The 17,872-nt window shown below is 52.4% G+C and carries 13 protein-coding genes and 4 tRNA genes; 6 read left to right on the forward strand and 11 right to left on the reverse strand.

Annotated features, from left to right (window positions below; genetic code table 11):
- Positions 1-62 precede the first annotated feature (62 nt).
- Complete coding sequence (cyaY, locus tag ACJHX3_RS19735) at positions 63-383, forward strand: iron donor protein CyaY (RefSeq protein ID WP_000999947.1); 321 nt, start codon at positions 63-65, stop codon at positions 381-383.
- A gap of 39 nt (positions 384-422) precedes the next feature.
- Here the strand turns inward: cyaY and cyaA are convergent, their stop codons facing one another.
- Complete coding sequence (cyaA, locus tag ACJHX3_RS19740) at positions 423-2,969, reverse strand: class I adenylate cyclase (RefSeq protein WP_000281680.1); 2,547 nt, start codon at positions 2,967-2,969, stop codon at positions 423-425.
- A gap of 386 nt (positions 2,970-3,355) precedes the next feature.
- On the opposite strand from cyaA, the gene hemC reads away from it, so the two are divergent.
- From hemC to aslA, 5 genes are all read left to right on the forward strand, one after another.
- Entirely contained in the window at positions 3,356-4,297 is a 942-nt protein-coding gene (hemC, locus tag ACJHX3_RS19745) for a hydroxymethylbilane synthase (protein ID WP_001303155.1), read from the forward strand.
- Positions 4,294-5,034: a uroporphyrinogen-III synthase gene (hemD, locus tag ACJHX3_RS19750; RefSeq protein ID WP_000026078.1), complete on the forward strand. Its 741-nt coding sequence runs from the start codon at positions 4,294-4,296 to the stop codon at positions 5,032-5,034. The genes hemC and hemD overlap by 4 nt, the downstream gene beginning before the upstream one ends.
- 21 nt (positions 5,035-5,055) lie before the next feature.
- Positions 5,056-6,321 carry a uroporphyrinogen-III C-methyltransferase gene (gene hemX / locus ACJHX3_RS19755; protein ID WP_410236200.1) on the forward strand — a complete coding sequence of 422 codons (1,266 nt, stop codon included), beginning with the start codon at positions 5,056-5,058 and terminating at the stop codon, positions 6,319-6,321.
- Between the two features lie 2 nt (positions 6,322-6,323).
- Complete coding sequence (gene hemY / locus ACJHX3_RS19760; protein ID WP_000921783.1) at positions 6,324-7,520, forward strand: protoheme IX biogenesis protein HemY; 1,197 nt, start codon at positions 6,324-6,326, stop codon at positions 7,518-7,520.
- 678 nt (positions 7,521-8,198) lie between these two features.
- Positions 8,199-9,854 carry an arylsulfatase AslA gene (gene aslA / locus ACJHX3_RS19765; protein ID WP_000395846.1) on the forward strand — a complete coding sequence of 552 codons (1,656 nt, stop codon included), beginning with the start codon at positions 8,199-8,201 and terminating at the stop codon, positions 9,852-9,854.
- Positions 9,855-9,955: 101 nt separating this feature from the next.
- On the opposite strand, the gene ACJHX3_RS19770 is transcribed toward aslA, so the two are convergent.
- The 10 genes from ACJHX3_RS19770 to wzxE form a co-directional block, all read right to left on the reverse strand.
- Positions 9,956-11,191, reverse strand: a complete 1,236-nt coding sequence (locus ACJHX3_RS19770; RefSeq protein ID WP_000941560.1) for an anaerobic sulfatase maturase — start codon at positions 11,189-11,191, stop codon at positions 9,956-9,958.
- A 146-nt stretch (positions 11,192-11,337) separates the two neighbouring features.
- Positions 11,338-11,414 (reverse strand) — tRNA-Pro (locus ACJHX3_RS19775).
- A 42-nt stretch (positions 11,415-11,456) separates the two neighbouring features.
- A tRNA-Leu gene (locus ACJHX3_RS19780) sits at positions 11,457-11,543 on the reverse strand.
- 20 nt (positions 11,544-11,563) lie between these two features.
- A tRNA-His gene (locus tag ACJHX3_RS19785) sits at positions 11,564-11,639 on the reverse strand.
- A gap of 58 nt (positions 11,640-11,697) precedes the next feature.
- A tRNA-Arg gene (locus ACJHX3_RS19790) sits at positions 11,698-11,774 on the reverse strand.
- Positions 11,775-11,876: 102 nt separating this feature from the next.
- Positions 11,877-13,262, reverse strand: coding sequence for a bifunctional threonine/serine APC transporter ThrP (gene thrP, locus ACJHX3_RS19795; RefSeq protein ID WP_000774739.1), 1,386 nt, complete (start codon positions 13,260-13,262; stop codon positions 11,877-11,879).
- Positions 13,263-13,452: 190 nt separating this feature from the next.
- Complete coding sequence (gene wecG / locus ACJHX3_RS19800; RefSeq protein WP_001064034.1) at positions 13,453-14,193, reverse strand: lipopolysaccharide N-acetylmannosaminouronosyltransferase; 741 nt, start codon at positions 14,191-14,193, stop codon at positions 13,453-13,455.
- Positions 14,194-14,195: 2 nt separating this feature from the next.
- Complete coding sequence (gene wzyE / locus ACJHX3_RS19805; protein WP_000055129.1) at positions 14,196-15,548, reverse strand: ECA oligosaccharide polymerase; 1,353 nt, start codon at positions 15,546-15,548, stop codon at positions 14,196-14,198.
- A complete protein-coding gene (gene rffT, locus ACJHX3_RS19810; protein ID WP_000217265.1) occupies positions 15,545-16,624 on the reverse strand; it encodes a TDP-N-acetylfucosamine:lipid II N-acetylfucosaminyltransferase in 1,080 nt (359 codons plus the stop codon). The genes wzyE and rffT overlap by 4 nt, the downstream gene beginning before the upstream one ends.
- Positions 16,621-17,871: a lipid III flippase WzxE gene (wzxE, locus tag ACJHX3_RS19815; RefSeq protein ID WP_000050265.1), complete on the reverse strand. Its 1,251-nt coding sequence runs from the start codon at positions 17,869-17,871 to the stop codon at positions 16,621-16,623. Before wzxE ends, rffT begins: the two co-directional genes overlap by 4 nt.
- Position 17,872: the final 1 nt, after the last annotated feature.

Raw genomic sequence — 17,872 nt, forward strand, 5'->3', positions numbered from 1 at the left:
ACTTTGAAGCCCTGACCCCATGCCGCTATACTGCCGCCATCACTTAAAAGCAGGATACAACAATGAACGACAGTGAGTTTCATCGCCTGGCTGATCAACTGTGGCTGACCATTGAAGAGCGTCTGGACGACTGGGATGGCGATAGCGATATCGACTGCGAAATCAACGGCGGTGTACTGACCATTACCTTTGAAAACGGCAGCAAAATCATTATCAACCGCCAGGAGCCGCTGCACCAGGTATGGCTGGCAACCAAACAAGGCGGCTACCATTTTGATCTGAAAGGCGATGAGTGGATTTGCGATCGCAGCGGCGAAACCTTCTGGGATTTGCTGGAACAGGCGGCGACGCAGCAGGCGGGTGAAACAGTCAGTTTCCGCTAAGATTGCATGCCGGATAAGCCTCGCTTTCCGGCACGTTCATCACGAAAAATACTGCTGTAATAGCGGCGTATCGTGATCCTGATTGGCAGGCGGCATGTTGCCAATCGATTTGGTGCGGAACGGAATCACCTGTTCACGACCATCAACCTTCACAATCTGATAGAACTGCGGCAGGTTGAAGTTGATGAAGCTTGAGCCGTAGGTAAAACGGTCGTGCGATGACGAGTAGAAGCGACTGACGTCACGCACCAGCTCCTCTTTGCTGCCTTCGCAGTGGTGATACACCTCAACCCGGTTGCTTTCGTCGAGAATGTAGATATTAAAGCCATTCTCGTCTTGCGTTTCTTCGAAGAAGAACTGGATGATCCCTTCGCTGGCAAAGCCGTCCACCACCGCCGGTAATTTGACGTGATTGGTTTCAACCTGCACTGACAGGCCGTGCAGTTTGTTATGCGAAATAGCGCCATAAAACTCGATGGCATTTTCTAGTTTCTGTACCGATACATTCAGGCGCTCGAAGAATAAGCCCCAGGTTTGACCAGAAACGCGCAGCGCCTTGAAGCGCCCGGTTTCCTGGCGGGTGCTGGAAAGACGCAGTTCAATGCACTCAGAAACCAGTTGCTGCACGCGAGTACGGATTAATCCGCGCAGATGCTGGCTGTAGCAGAAGACTTCCACGCTATCTGGCGGTGCGGCGTCCTGATGCATTTTGCCGAGAATAGTTTTCAGGGCTTCGATCATCGACTGCTCGCCGTTGAAGTGCAACGTACGCACTTCGTTCCACGAGTTGCGGTACAGCAGGTCCACGCTACCTACCAGGCAATTTTGATTCTCGCCAAAGCTGAAGACGTCCAGCTTACGGAAATCAAAATGCACCACCTGATTGCGGAACGCAGCTGTCGGGTCATATTCCAGGTTAACGATAATCGCCAGATGGCGAATTTCACACGGGCTGTAGAGCGCCTTCGGTGTCGGTGCAGGCAGGCGCAGCGGGAAATGGTGTGACACATCGGCGACCATCTCCTGCAACTTAGGCAAATCGACAATGCCGTTGCCTTTAATATACAAGCGGGTACGCGAGGTCAGCAGGCCGTTAAACCATGCCCACGCCACCAGTTTATTCAGGTAACGGTTATATTCCAGCGGCTGATGGCTGATGATCGACTCAATATTTGGCGCGCGGTTATACAGATACCAACCTGAACGGTTAGCCCGGCCCGGCGGCACATAAATAAAGGTCAGATTCGGTTCCGAGAGATCGGGCGAAATCTGCGGGTTTACCAGCGTCACTTTACCTGGCAATGCTTCAAACGCGGCGTACAGTTTACGCGTCAGAACACCGATATCCTGTGGGCTGGCGGAGACGCTAAGGTTATTGCGACGCGCAAAGCGGATCAGATTACGGTAGCTCTGCATCATCGCGTCGAGCAGCTCGTTGTGCGCCTCACGCACCTGATCAATCTTCCAGTTAGCGCGGTTATCGAGCATTGCCAGACGAGCTTCGTCCCAACCCCACTCGCTCACTAACTGGCTCAACACTGCGCGACGCCAGCCTACGCAGGCGCGTTCACGGCTGAGCTTTTCGCACACTTTTAAATAGAAGCAGCGACGTACTAAATCCAGACGGGTAAAATCTTCAATCGCCGTCAGGTATTCAGTAACACGCTCCAGCATCATGCAGTACGGATCGAGGCCAAACGATACAATCTCGCCATCGTGCAAACGCTGTTTGATATCTTTCGCCAGCAGTCGTGGGTTCGGGTATTCCCAGGAATAGGCTTCCAGCAGCAGTGTTTTCAGTACCGCTTTGTATGGGGAATCGATACTCTTGTAGAGCTGCCAAAGGCTGGCACCAAAGTACTCTTCAGCAGAAAGCGAGCTTAAGCCACCGAGATCCAGCCATTCATTTGGCGTCAGCACGCCCTGCGCGTAAAGCGTCATCACATAGTCGTCGTAATGCTCTTCTTCGTCGCACGGCACCATATTCCACAGAATACGCTTACCGGCGAGACGCACGGCGGTACGGTAAAATTCGTCAAGCAGCAGTATATGCTGGGTGGAGCCACAATCTTCGCCCCCCAGGCTGCCGCTTTCATTATGACGGAAGCGGTTTTCATCAATCAGGAAGAAGCTAACTTCCACGCCCAGCGAGGCGGCCCAGCTTTCCAGCAGGCTGCATTTACGTTGTAGTAACTGGCGCTCTTCGCTATCAAGCCAGGATTGATGACAGACCCAGATATCCAGGTCAGAGGAACAACTTTGCCCTACGGACGAGGTGCTGCCCATGGTGTATACACCAGTAATTGGAAGCTCACCTTTCGGCGGGTCCTGTACTGACATTCCACGATACAGTTCAAGCTCGTTCAGGTAGTGGCGTTGAGTTTCATCAGGCGTGTAAAGGCAAATGCCTTTGGGAACGTTACCATCAAGGTAACCCGGCATTAGCGGATGGTGATAGTGCAACAATGTCGGCAGTAGACTGTAGACCTGTTGGAATGCAGGCCCCATAGCAGCAAGCGCGCGATCCACACGCAATTGATTTATGGCATCCAGTCTCTGTTTCAGAGTCTCAATATAGAGGTACAAGACGTATCGCCTGATTTGCTACCCGTCATGACTGTGATTCCGCCAACATCAACGGTAACACGCGGCATTCGGGATATTTCGTATGTCAAAGGTAACCGTTACCACTTTTCGCGCCTGGTTTTTTTAGTTTCACGACGAAAAAATGGTCTAAAACGTGATCAATTTAACACCTTGCTGATTGACCGTAAAGAAAGATGCGCTACATACAAGCGTAGCACCGTTTATTCTCTGTAAATTCCTTATTACGACGGCGTGAAACGCCTGTCAGGATCCACTGCCAGACCTCATTTTACGGTTTGCGCAGGCGTCTACGTTTCACCACAACACTGACATCGCTCTGGCAAGGATGTTAGGATGGACCACGGATGATAATGACGGTAACAAGCATGTTAGACAATGTTTTAAGAATTGCCACACGCCAAAGCCCACTTGCACTCTGGCAGGCACACTATGTCAAAGACAAGTTGATGGCGAGCCATCCGGGCCTGGTCGTTGAACTGGTACCGATGGTGACGCGCGGCGATGTGATTCTTGATACGCCGCTGGCGAAAGTAGGCGGAAAAGGCTTATTTGTAAAAGAGCTGGAAGTCGCGCTCCTGGAGAATCGCGCCGATATCGCCGTACATTCAATGAAAGATGTGCCGGTTGAATTCCCGCAAGGTCTGGGACTGGTCACTATTTGTGAGCGTGAAGATCCTCGCGATGCCTTTGTGTCCAATAACTATGACAGTCTGGATGCGTTACCGGCAGGCAGTATCGTCGGAACGTCCAGTTTACGTCGCCAGTGCCAACTGGCTGAACGCCGCCCGGATCTGATTATCCGCTCCCTGCGCGGCAACGTCGGCACTCGCCTGAGCAAACTGGATAACGGCGAATACGATGCCATCATTCTTGCCGTAGCCGGACTAAAACGTTTAGGTCTGGAATCACGCATTCGCGCCGCGTTGCCACCTGAGATTTCTCTTCCGGCGGTAGGACAAGGTGCGGTCGGTATTGAATGCCGCCTTGATGATACACGCACTCGCGAGCTGCTTGCCGCGCTGAATCACCACGAAACTGCACTGCGCGTTACCGCAGAACGCGCCATGAATACCCGTCTCGAAGGCGGATGTCAGGTGCCAATTGGTAGCTACGCCGAGCTTATTGATGGCGAAATCTGGCTGCGTGCGCTGGTCGGCGCGCCGGACGGTTCGCAGATTATTCGCGGTGAACGCCGCGGTGCGCCGCAAGATGCCGAACAAATGGGGATTTCGCTGGCAGAAGAGCTACTGAATAACGGCGCGCGCGAGATCCTTGCTGAAGTCTATAACGGAGACGCCCCGGCATGAGTATCCTGGTCACCCGCCCGTCTCCCGCTGGAGAAGAGTTAGTGAGCCGTCTGCGCACACTGGGGCAGGTGGCCTGGCATTTTCCGCTGATTGAGTTTTCTCCGGGTCGACAATTACCGCAACTTGCTGATCAACTGGCAGCGCTGGGGGAGAGCGATCTGTTGTTTGCCCTCTCGCAACACGCGGTTGCTTTTGCCCAATCACAGCTGCATCAGCAAGATCGTAAATGGCCCCGACAACCTGATTATTTCGCCATTGGACGCACCACCGCACTGGCGCTACATACCGTAAGCGGACAGAAGATTCTCTACCCGCAGGATCGGGAAATCAGCGAAGTCTTGCTACAATTACCTGAATTACAAAATATTGCGGGCAAACGTGCGCTGATATTACGTGGCAATGGCGGTCGTGAGCTAATTGGGGATACCCTGACGGCGCGCGGTGCTGAGGTCACTTTTTGTGAATGTTATCAACGATGCGCAATCCATTACGATGGTGCAGAAGAAGCGATGCGCTGGCAATCCCGCGAGGTGACGACGGTCGTTGTTACCAGCGGTGAAATGTTGCAGCAACTCTGGTCGCTGATCCCACAATGGTATCGTGAGCACTGGTTACTACGCTGTCGACTATTGGTCGTCAGTGAGCGTTTGGCGAAACTCGCCCGGGAACTGGGCTGGCAAGACATTAAGGTCGCCGATAACGCTGACAACGATGCGCTTTTACGGGCATTACAATAACTCTCATAACAGGAAGCCATAATGACGGAACAAGAAAAAACCTCCGCCGTGGTTGAAGAGACCAGGGAGGCCGTGGACACCACGTCACAACCTGTCGCAACAGAAAAAAAGAGTAAGAACAATACCGCATTGATTCTCAGCGCGGTGGCTATCGCTATTGCTCTGGCGGCGGGCGTCGGTTTGTATGGCTGGGGTAAACAACAGGCCGTCAATCAGACCGCCACCAGCGATGCCCTGGCTAACCAACTTACGGCACTGCAAAAAGCCCAGGAGAGCCAAAAAGCCGAGCTGGAAGGCATTATCAAGCAACAAGCTGTACAGCTTGAGCAGGCGAATCGTCAGCAAGAAACGCTGGCAAAACAGTTGGATGAAGTCCAACAAAAGGTCGCCACCATTTCCGGCAGCGATGCTAAAACCTGGCTGCTGGCTCAGGCTGATTTTCTGGTGAAACTCGCCGGACGGAAGCTGTGGAGCGATCAGGACGTCACGACCGCTGCAGCGTTGCTGAAAAGTGCAGACGCCAGCCTGGCGGATATGAATGACCCGAGTCTGATTACCGTTCGCCGGGCAATTACTGATGATATCGCCAGCCTTTCTGCGGTATCGCAGGTGGATTATGACGGCATCATCCTTAAGCTGAATCAGCTTTCTAATCAGGTAGATAATCTGCGTCTGGCCGATAATGATAGCGATGGTTCGCCGATGGATTCCGACGGTGAAGAGCTTTCCAGTTCCCTCAGCGAATGGCGTATCAATCTGCAAAAAAGCTGGCAGAACTTTATGGACAACTTCATTACGATTCGCCGTCGTGATGACACCGCCGTACCGCTGTTAGCGCCGAATCAGGATATCTATCTGCGCGAAAATATTCGCTCTCGCCTGCTGGTCGCAGCACAAGCTGTACCGCGTCACCAGCAAGAGACTTATCGCCAGGCGCTGGAGAACGTCTCCACCTGGGTACGTGCTTACTACGATACTGATGATGCCACCACCAAAGCGTTCCTCGACGAGGTGGACCAGTTAAGCCAGCAAAATATCTCGATGGATCTTCCGGAAACCCTGCAAAGCCAGGCGATGCTGGAAAAACTGATGCAGACTCGCGTGCGTAACCTGCTGGCACAACCGGCAGCGGGGACAACGGAAGCTAAACCTGCACCTGCACCTGCACCTGCACCTGCACCTGCACCTGCACCTGCACCTGCACCTGCACCTGCACCTGCACCTGCACCTGCACCTGCACCTGCACCGCAAGCTGATACTCCGGCAGCCGCGCCGCAAGGAGAATAACCATGCTAAAAGTGTTATTGCTCTTTGTTTTGCTGATTGCGGGGATAGTGGTTGGCCCGATGATTGCCGGTCATCAGGGTTACGTGCTGATCCAGACCGACAACTACAATATTGAAACCAGCGTCACTGGCCTGGCGATTATTTTGATTCTGGCGATGGTAGTGCTGTTTGCCATTGAGTGGCTACTGCGGCGGATCTTCCGCACAGGCGCACACACCCGTGGGTGGTTTGTCGGACGTAAGCGTCGCCGTGCCCGTAAGCAGACCGAACAGGCGCTGCTGAAACTAGCGGAAGGCGATTATCAGCAAGTTGAAAAGCTGATGGCGAAAAATGCCGATCACGCTGAACAACCGGTGGTGAACTATCTACTGGCTGCCGAAGCCGCGCAACAACGTGGTGATGAAGCACGCGCCAACCAACATCTGGAACGCGCAGCGGAGCTGGCCGGCAATGACACCATTCCGGTAGAAATCACCCGTGTACGTCTGCAACTGGCCCGTAATGAAAACCATGCTGCACGCCACGGCGTGGATAAGCTGCTGGAAGTTACGCCACGCCATCCGGAAGTATTACGTCTGGCGGAACAGGCGTATATCCGCACAGGTGCATGGAGTTCGCTGCTGGATATCATCCCATCAATGGCGAAAGCCCATGTTGGTGATGAAGAACATCGTGCAATGCTGGAACAACAGGCATGGATTGGCCTGATGGATCAGGCGCGCGCCGATGACGGTAGCGAAGGTTTGCGAAACTGGTGGAAAAACCAAAGCCGGAAAACGCGTCATCAGGTGGCGTTACAGGTGGCAATGGCGGAACATCTTATTGAATGTGACGATCATGATACTGCTCAGCAAATTATCATCGACGGCCTGAAACGCCAGTATGATGATCGTCTGCTGCTGCCGATCCCGCGTCTGAAAACCAATAACCCGGAACAGCTGGAAAAAGTGCTACGCCAGCAAATCAAAAACGTCGGTGATCGCCCGCTGTTGTGGAGCACATTGGGTCAGTCACTGATGAAGCACGGTGAATGGCAGGAAGCATCGCTCGCCTTCCGCGCGGCGCTGAAACAACGTCCGGACGCCTACGATTACGCATGGCTCGCCGACGCGCTGGACAGACTGCACAAACCAGAAGAAGCTGCAGCGATGCGCCGCGACGGTTTGATGTTAACGTTGCAGAACAACCCGCCACAGTAGTTCTTTCTCACCCGGAGGCAAGCACCTCCGGGACCTTTCTGATACATAAAAAAACGCCTGCTCTTATTACGGAGCAGGCGTTAAAACAGGTCTGTATGACAACAAGTGGGTGCTTCACTCAACGTTGTGTCCATGGTGTCTGATGAGGCATAAGCGACATCTGTCAGTGGACGATAAGCACCGTAAACGGCTCTGCGTCATTCCGGAGTTTATGAGGCACTAAGGCGAACATAAGAGATGGAATGAGCATCTACTCGTTTATTATGCCACAGAGAACTGGGAAATAACATCCCTTAACACTTGTTATGAGATAATTCTGTAATCCTCTTTGCTTCCTGAGTAATAACTTCCTGAGTGAATATTTCTCCTGCGCACGATTCTACACATATATATAATGAATAATAAAATTCATTCAATTAATAACATATATATTAATTGCCGTTAAAATTAAAAACAGCATCAATAATCAACGCGATATAACATCACCGCCTTACATATCACCTGCGCCAGAGGTAGGATTGAAAACGCTCTCCTGATTTTCCAATTCATTATCTGGATAAATAAATAATTTATTTTCATCACTATTATTTATGCAATCATCCTGTCAGGGAGAGGGATCTCAATTATCAATGCTTAATTACGTCAACATTTTGACGACATGAAACCGGAGCATTTTGCATGGAATTTTCGTTTTCACCCAAACTTCTTGTTGTGGCTGTCGCCGCCGCTCTTCCACTCATGGCCAACGCAGCAGATACCCCGTCAACCGCCACCGCACGCAAAGGCTTTGCCGGATACGATCACCCAAACCAGTATCTGGTTAAACCGGCGACCACTATTGCCGACAACATGATGCCGGTGATGCAGCATCCTGCACAAGACAAAGAAACCCAGCAGAACCTGGCAGAACTTGAGAAAAAAACCGGTAAGAAACCGAACGTGGTTGTTTTCTTGCTGGATGATGTGGGCTGGATGGATGTTGGCTTTAACGGCGGCGGCGTGGCGGTGGGTAACCCTACACCAGATATCGACGCCGTTGCCAGCCAGGGGCTGATTTTAACTTCGGCGTATTCTCAACCGAGTTCTTCCCCAACCCGCGCCACGATTCTTACCGGACAATACTCCATCCACCACGGCATTCTGATGCCGCCAATGTACGGGCAACCGGGCGGTCTGCAAGGGTTAACCACTCTGCCGCAGTTGCTGCACGATCAGGGCTACGTCACTCAGGCCATCGGGAAATGGCATATGGGGGAAAACAAAGAGTCGCAGCCGCAGAACGTTGGCTTTGATGATTTCCGCGGCTTTAACTCGGTATCCGATATGTATACCGAATGGCGTGATGTTCACGTCAACCCGGAAGTCGCCCTGAGCCCGGATCGTTCTGAATACATCCAAAAACTGCCGTTCAGCAAAGATGACGTTCATGCCGTGCGCGGCGGTGAACAGGAAGCCATTGCCGACATTACGCCGAAATATATGGAAGACCTGGATCAACGCTGGATGGAATATGGCGTTAAGTTCCTCGACAAGATGGCGAAGAGCGATAAGCCTTTCTTCCTCTACTACGGCACTCGCGGCTGTCACTTCGATAACTACCCAAATGCGAAATATGCGGGTAGCTCTCCGGCGCGCACCTCTTACGGCGACTGCATGGTGGAGATGAACGATATCTTCGCCAATCTGTATAAAGCACTGGAGAAAAACGGTCAGCTTGATAACACGCTGATTGTGTTCACCTCTGATAACGGTCCGGAAGCCGAAGTTCCGCCGCACGGTCGCACGCCGTTCCGCGGTGCGAAAGGTTCTACATGGGAAGGCGGCGTTCGTGTGCCAACCTTCGTTTACTGGAAAGGCATGATCCAACCGCGTAAATCTGACGGCATTGTCGATCTGGCGGATCTCTTCCCTACGGCGCTGGATCTGGCGGGGCATCCTGGGGCGAAAGTAGCGAATTTAGTACCGAAAACCACCTTTATCGATGGTGTGGACCAGACATCTTTCTTCCTGGGAACAAATGGTCAGTCTAACCGTAAGGCCGAGCACTACTTCCTCAACGGTAAACTTTCTGCTGTGCGTATGGATGAGTTCAAGTATCACGTCCTGATCCAGCAACCGTACGCGTATACCCAGAGCGGGTATCAGGGTGGATTCACCGGCACAGTAATGCAAACGGCGGGATCGTCGGTGTTTAACCTGTACACCGATCCGCAGGAAAGCGACTCTATCGGCGTGCGCCATATCCCAATGGGTGTACCGCTACAGACCGAAATGCATGCGTATATGGAGATCCTGAAAAAATATCCACCACGCGCGCAGATTAAATCTGATTAAGCCGGCGCTATCGCTACATCGGGCCACACTGACCTTGCCGGATGCGGCGTGAACGCCTTATCCGGCAATCAACCGCAGGCGGCCACAAAATGGCCGCTTTTTTACTTATTCACCACCATCAAATGCGCCTGCATAATGTCGCTGGCCGGACGACCGTGCGCCAGCAAATCAGCCATTGCTTTAAGATATGGCGGTAGATGGCGGAAATAACGCTGATACCCGGCACACAAATAATTCAGCCCGGGTTTGCCGCTGGCATCGAGCATAAAGCGGTGTTTCGGACAGCCTCCCCAGCACGCTTTTAACACGTAGCAACTGCGACACTGCGCCGGTAACTGCTTAAATTTATCTTCACCAAACACCTGCTGTTGCGGGGAATCTACCATTTCTGCAATTGTCTGCTGAAGCATATTCCCCAGTCGATATTGCGGATAAACATAGTGATCGCAGGCGTAAACGTCGCCGTTGTGTTCAACAATCACCGAGCGTCCACAGGTTGGCTGATGATGGCAAACCGCTCCTGGCGCACCGACAAAATTGGCAAACGCCCATTCGATATTCATCACGAAAATCTTGCCGACGTCGCGTTTGATCCAGTGGTCGAATATCGCCACCAAAAATTCACCGAACTCATCGGGGCGTACCGACCATTCCGTCAGTTCGCCCTGAATATCGCCGGGAGCATGTAGCATAAGTCCAGCATGAGCAGCCGTTTCATCAGCCAGGCGCTCGACCACCGGAATAAACTGGATGAACTCAGCGCCTGCATCACACAGAAAATCATAGACTTGCAAAGGTTGTAACGCACTGGTGCGATTAACGCAGACCAGCACGTTATAGTCGACATGATGTTTTTGCAGGAGCGTCAGGGCACGCATCACCAGTTTATGCGTTGGTCTGCCGCCTTTGGTCACGCGATATTGATTGTGGATCTCAGCCGGACCATCCAGCGATAACCCAACAAGAAAATGATTTTCTGCCAGAAATGCACACCATTCGTCATCGAGCAGCACGCCGTTAGTCTGGAAGCTGTTACTTATCTTCCTGCCAGCACCATATTTCGCCTGTAGCACCACGGCACGGCGGTAAAAATCCAGCCCGAGTAACGTTGGTTCGCCGCCCTGCCAGGTAAAAGCCACTTCGTTTTGGGTTTCGCTGGCAGCGATATAGTGACGGACATACGCTTCCAGCGTGTCATCGTCCATATGCGTGACTGGCTTTTCGCGGTAAAGGGATTGTTTTTCGAGATAAAAACAGTAGTCACAGTTCAGATTACAATCGGAACCGCTCGGTTTCGCCATCACATGAAAAGCACGCGTTGGAACCTGTTGCAGCATGGTCGCTCCTTGCCTGAAGTCATCCTTCAATAAGTTAAGGGCGAAATCATACCGTGGCGCAATGAGTTATTACGGGCGTTTATTGCGAAGGGAAAGTGACGAAATGCACAGAAAACAAAAAACCCCGCCGAAGCGGGGTTCAAAATTGGTCGGCGAGAGAGGATTCGAACCTCCGACCCACTGGTCCCAAACCAGTTGCGCTACCAAGCTGCGCTACTCGCCGAAATACTGCTTTTTGAATTTTTAGTTCAATTCTTTAAAGTCGTGGTGCGAGGGGGGGGACTTGAACCCCCACGTCCGTAAGGACACTAACACCTGAAGCTAGCGCGTCTACCAATTCCGCCACCTTCGCATTGTCACAACTTCTAATAATGGGGTGGCTAATGGGATTCGAACCCACGACAACTGGAATCACAATCCAGGGCTCTACCAACTGAGCTATAGCCACCACTACAAATCTTGTTACGCGGTATTACTACCACCGCAGCTCAAGCGCCGGGACTAAATGGCGCGCCCGACAGGATTCGAACCTGAGACCTCTGCCTCCGGAGGGCAGCGCTCTATCCAGCTGAGCTACGGGCGCTTAGCGCCGTTGCGGGGGTGGATAATACGGACTTCCCACCCCTCTGTCTAGTCCCTTTTTAAATAAATTGCGCGTTTGGTTACGGTTTGTGCGTTTTGCTGCTTATTCCTCCAGTTTATGCGCTTTACCGTGGCGATTAAGCCCAAAAATTTTATAAATCGCCGTCACCGCCAGCATAAAGATGATGCCGACAAACAGCGACATACGCGTATCTTCATTAAAGTACATGCCGATCAAAACGCAAATCAGGAATGCCATTGTTACGTAGTTGGCCCACGGGAACAGGATTGAGCGGAACGGATGGCTGGCAATCGCCGCTTTATGCGCACGACGAAAACGCAGCTGGCTTATCAATATCACAAACCATGGCACCATCCCCGGAAGCACGCTGGCACTGTAGACGTAGACAAACACACGCTGCGGATTGGGAATGATGTAGTTCAGGCATGAGCCAATTAACAGGATAGCAATAGATACTGCCACACCCGCAACCGGTACGCCGTGACGGGAAACTTTCGCCATCGCCGTCGGTAACTGACGGTTTTTCGCCAGTGCATAGAGCATACGTCCGCAACTGTACATGCCGCTGTTACAGCCAGAGAGCGCAGCCGTCAGCACCACAAAGTTGATAATGCCCGCCGCTGCGGTAATGCCGATTTTGGCGAAAGTCAGTACGAACGGGCTGCCGTTACTGCCTATTTCATTCCACGGGAAGATGGTGACGATAACGAAAATCGCGCCTACGTAGAAAATCAGGATACGCCACAGCACTTTGCCTACGGCACTGCGCAGCGTCACCTGCGGATTCTTCGCTTCACCGGCTGTAATGCCAATCAGCTCCACGCCCTGGTAGGACGCCACCACAATACACAGAGCGGTCAGGAACCCTTTCCAGCCACCCGCAAAGAAACCGCCATGCTCTGTGAGATTGCTAAAACCAATCGACTGCCCGCCATTGCCAAAGCCAAAGAAAATCACGCCCAGGCCAATGACAATCATCACGATAATCGTGGTGACTTTGATCATCGCGAACCAGAACTCGATTTCGCCGTACAACCTCACCGCAGCCAGATTCGCCAACGCCACCAGCGCCACCGCGATCAATGCGGGTATCCACTGCGCCATCTCCGGGAACCAGAACTGGACATAAACGCCAATGGCGGTGATTTCTGAGATCCCCACCGCCATCCACATAAACCAGTAAGACCAGGCGGTGAGATAGCCAAAAAACGGGCTCATATAACGATGCGCATAAACGGCGAACGAACCGGTAACCGGTTCGAGGAACAACATTTCGCCCATTGAACGCATGATGAAAAAGACGAACAGCCCGGCGATGATATAGGCCAACAATACGGATGGCCCGGCCCATTTCAGGGTACTGGCGGCCCCCATAAACAGGCCGACGCCAATGGTGCCCCCCAGGGCGATGAGTTCGATATGTCGAGCTTCCAGCCCACGCTGTAGCTCTGGTTTGTTATCTGCCATAAATCCTCGTGTTGTGTTTGCATGCTTTCCGGTGTTACCGGTTATCGTTATGGGTACATCGAGTGTTGCGAATGTTTTCGTAATTCAGGAGAAATGGCAAATAAAGCATTAAAAATTTGAATGCTTTGTGTAATAAAAAAGCAGACAGGCGACGAAGTGACCACTCCGTCGCTTTACAAAGAGAGGAAAATCAGAGGTTGCCGGTGTAATGCCAGCGTAAATAACGCAGCAAACGAAGCTGACGCTTAATGCGGCTCGGCTGCGAAAGCAGGCGGTAGAGCCACTCCAGCCCCAGCGTTTGCCAGATTTTCGGTGCGCGTTTTACGTGACCGGTGAAAACATCGTAGGTCCCGCCAACGCCCATATACAGCGCATCTGGATGCACCAGACGGCAGTCGCGCATGAAGATCTCCTGCTTTGGCGATCCCATCGCAACGGTGACGATTTGCGCTCCGCTGGCATGAATGCGTTCAAACAGCGCCTGACGCTGCTCGGGTTTAAAATAACCATCCTGGCTGTCAACGATATTCACATTCCACTGGTTGCGTAGTTTAGCTTCAGTTTGCGCCAGCACTTCAGGTTTACCGCCCACCAGAAATACCGGCGTCCCTTCTTTGCCTGCGCGCGCCATCAGCTCTTCCCAGAGATCGGCCCCGGCAACGCGGGAAACCTGCGCCTGCGGGTACTTTTTACGTACTGAACGTACAACGCTGATGCCATCCGCATATTTAAATTCGGCAGCGTTAATTAACTCCCTGACCTCGGCGTTATCTTCAATGGTCAGCATTTTTTCAGCATTAATGGCAACCAGCGTTCCCTGCTTAAGCTGCCCGTCAGCGAACAGATAATCGAGGGCGTGCTGCATATCACGCCAACCGATCAACTGTAAGCCACGCAGCGTATAGGTCGGTGCCGTGGTGTTGTTATTCATTGTTATCCTTCAACCTGCGTCCGGAGCGATGATTTTGTACGTTTATGAATGAGTCCGGCGCTTTCAAAAAGCCAGTACAGCAGTTTTGCGATCATCAGACATGCGCCGAAGACCACGATAAAAAAGACTACGCGTGAGACAAACGAATCCAGCCCTTCACGCGCCAGCACGATCATATTGAAGATCGCCCCAAAGCAGAAACTGTGCAATATCGCAGCTTTATAGCGATTAGGCTCGCGGTTGCCCAGCTCATACAGCCAGTCGAACCATTTGATGATCAGACCAACCACGATCGCCCCGAGCGGGATGAACAACGCGCCGCCCATCACCACCAGTGAGCCTATAAGCGTAGGCGAGATCGCCAGTCCGGAGTGGTTATTCAGCACTTCCCAGGTAAAGTAGTTGGCGGAGTTCAGTACCATACTCGGGCGACCCGGCCACAGCCAGGAAGGGATAAAGACATAGAAATCGCGGACAATGGGAGCCAGACCCTGGAAGTCGATGTTGTCGTAGTTCTGCAACAGCAATGCCAGATTCTCCCACGGCGAAAAGGTATCGCGGGTGAGATAGAGAAACGTATAGAACGCTTCATCACCGCTCACATTCATTCCATAGCGTTTTAGCGCCAGCCAGAACATGCCAACAATCCCCAGCACGCCCGCTGCCGCCAGCATCCACAACGAAATCCAGCCGCGAATAATGCCAATAAACAGGAAGATAGCGAATGCGATAATGATATTGGCGCGAGTGCCGCCGACAATCATATAAGTCAGCAAGCCAAAAGCGACCGTGCTGACGAGGAAAAACAGCCACGCTTTGCTGTCCTGGCGCAGAAAGTAGACCACCAGCATCGCCGGGATGAAAAAGTAAAAGAAGCGTTTTAACGCCACGCCGGAGACTTCACTGGAGAAGATCTGACTGTAGGAGTTAAGCCGGAACAGCAAAAAGCCGTTGTGCATGAAGAAGATGCCGACGCTTACCAGCGCGATGCCCATCAGGATCACCCACGTAAGATTGGTCTCCACGCGGTTCATGGTAAACAGCGGACGGCGCGGTACATCAGCAACGCGTTTGCGTAGGCGGGTTTTGTAGGTGACATAGTAAACCGCGTAGAAACAGCCCGCAGAAAGCAACGCCTGCAACAAGATTTCTGGCGGCGCGACACCAACATCAAAGCGAAATACCAGCACGCTGGTCAGTGGGAAGCCGAAGAAAAAGGTGAGCAAAAACAGCAATGAAAAGAAGACATTGAAGTTAAAACGCACACGGCGAAACTCAAACCAGGTCAGCGTGGCAATAAACAGCGTGCAGAGCAGCCAGACAACAAACAGGCCACTGAATTGCAGCAGACTCATGCAACCTCCCCGGCGGCAATAGCCAACGCCCGCTGCCAGCCTTGCAGATAGTTCGGGCTAAAGAAGGCAATGGTGTTTTTATCCACCGACGCCAACTGGCGCTGCGCTTCACGCACAATATCCTCGTTGAGATCGTCAGTGGTAAACAGCACCGGTAAATGCTGTTCCGTCATATCCTGCCAGAACGGATTTTCCCGGTTAAGCACACAAGGAATGCCCGCCTGAATCAGTAAGCACAGCGTACCAATGCCCTGCTGGCGGGCAAAAATAAAGTAACCAAGATCGCACTGACGAAGTAACGTCAGATAGGCGTCAAATTCCAGTTTTTCGCTCAGAACTTGCAGATTTTCTTCGCTGAATAACGCCAGCCCCGCCTGACGAACGTCCTCGATGTACGCTTCGTTATTAGGCGGATATCCCATCGGCACCACCACTTTTACCGTATCGCCAAATTGCTGATGAACGGCGCGCAAGGCAGCAATATGCTCATTGCTGCGGTCGCCGGAGTTCCCCACCAGAATGGTCATTTTCCCTTCACGTTGCCGCTCGTTCGCCATCGTATTGAGAGAAGGATCCATCCGCGTCGGGAAGTACAGCAGTTCGCCCCGCACCTTTGGGTGCGTTTTGGCAAAAAAGCTCAAATCACCGCGGGTGGCAAATACACAGCCGACTCGCTTTTGCGCCAGGCGACGTAGTGGGTAAAAAAGCTTATATCTCAAGCCACTGGAAAGCTCGTACAGGTCTGCCCCCCAGATATGCCAGAAAAACTGGCTGGGCTTAATGCCACCACTCAGCAAAGCCAGCCACAGTTTGGGATTGAACTGACCGTGGAAGAAAAAACGCTGCTGACGGTTAGTTTTTGCTTTCGCGATGACCGCTTCCGCCAGCGATTTTTTCCCAGGGAAAAATTGCACAGAAAGCGCCGGACAGCTATCACTTAAGCCGTCGTCCTTGCCAACAACCATAAACTCGCGCGCGTGCTCGCTCGTCGCGGCCAGCGCGTCATTGAAAAACCGCAAAACGGTTCGGTTATGGTGAGGGATATCCGATCCCAGTACGTGAATCAGTACAGTCATGCCCGCCTACGCCAGAGTAAAAACACGCCACAACAAAGAGAAAAATAGACGATATAGGTTGCCATATAGGCCTGCGCCGCGCCCAGTGCACCATGCGCAGGGATTAGCCAGTGGGCAAATACCATCAATAAAGTGAACTGGCTGACTTCCGCCAGAATATAAAACCGCAGTGAAGCTTTGGCGATCACCAGATAACCAAAGACATAAGCGCCCACTTTTAACACATCACCCACTAACTGCCAGGCAAAGAGATCGCGCATAGCGGTAAATTTATTCGACAACAGCAGCCAGATAGCAAAATCACGCAGCAACCAGACGGTAAAACTCGCCGCCGCCACTGCCGGTAAGACGAATTTCAGCGATTTAACCACTTCCCGGGTGATATCGCGCTTTTCCGTTAGCCGCGACAACGTGGGCAGCAAATATACGCTGAACGATGCCGTAATAAATTGCAGGTAGGCATCGGAAATACTGCTCACCCCTTGCCAGATCCCCACCTCATCCCAGCTATACTGCGCCGCCAGCAGTTTACGCATCATGATGTAAGCAACAGGCAAGGTCACCGACGTAATCAACGCCATGAGCGTAAATTTGCTCAACTGCCCTGCCAGACCGTTATCCCAGCTGGGTTTCAGATAGCTTAACGGGATGACACCACGTTTGATCAACATGATGGCGGCAGGAATTACCACCAGCGCGGGAATCAGCGCCAGACCCAGCAACGCCCCTTCATAACCGCCCAAACGGTAACTGACGTAGTACGCAAGAACGCCAATCAAGCTGCCGACAATCAGGGATAACGCATTACCTGCGGCATCGCGAAAGCCTTTCATCAACGCCAGTAACAGGTTGCCCCAGGCGATCCCCATTTGCACCAGCGCCACTAAACGCACCAGCCCCTGATAGTCGGTATTACCAAACAATCCCTGGCTAATTGGGGCTGCCGCTAGCACAAAAACCAGCGCCATCAGCGTAGAGAAGCCAAGTACCATCGCTGATGAAGTGCCGACCACGCGGCGCAGCTGTTGCGGATTATCATGGTACTGGGCAACGTATTTAGTTACGCCGTTAAAGATGCCAGCCCCGGCAAGCACGCCGAGCACGGTAATCAACTGGCGGAAATTTGCCGCCAGCCCAAGCCCCGCCGGACCAAATGACACCGCCAGCAACTTACCGACCAGTAACCCGGCACCAATCTTGACCAGTGTACTGGCCGCCGTCCACAAGGACGCTTTTGCCAACGACATA

Source organism: Escherichia sp. WS1265 (assembly GCF_046487585.1).
Taxonomy (GTDB): Bacteria; Pseudomonadota; Gammaproteobacteria; order Enterobacterales; family Enterobacteriaceae; genus Escherichia; species Escherichia coli.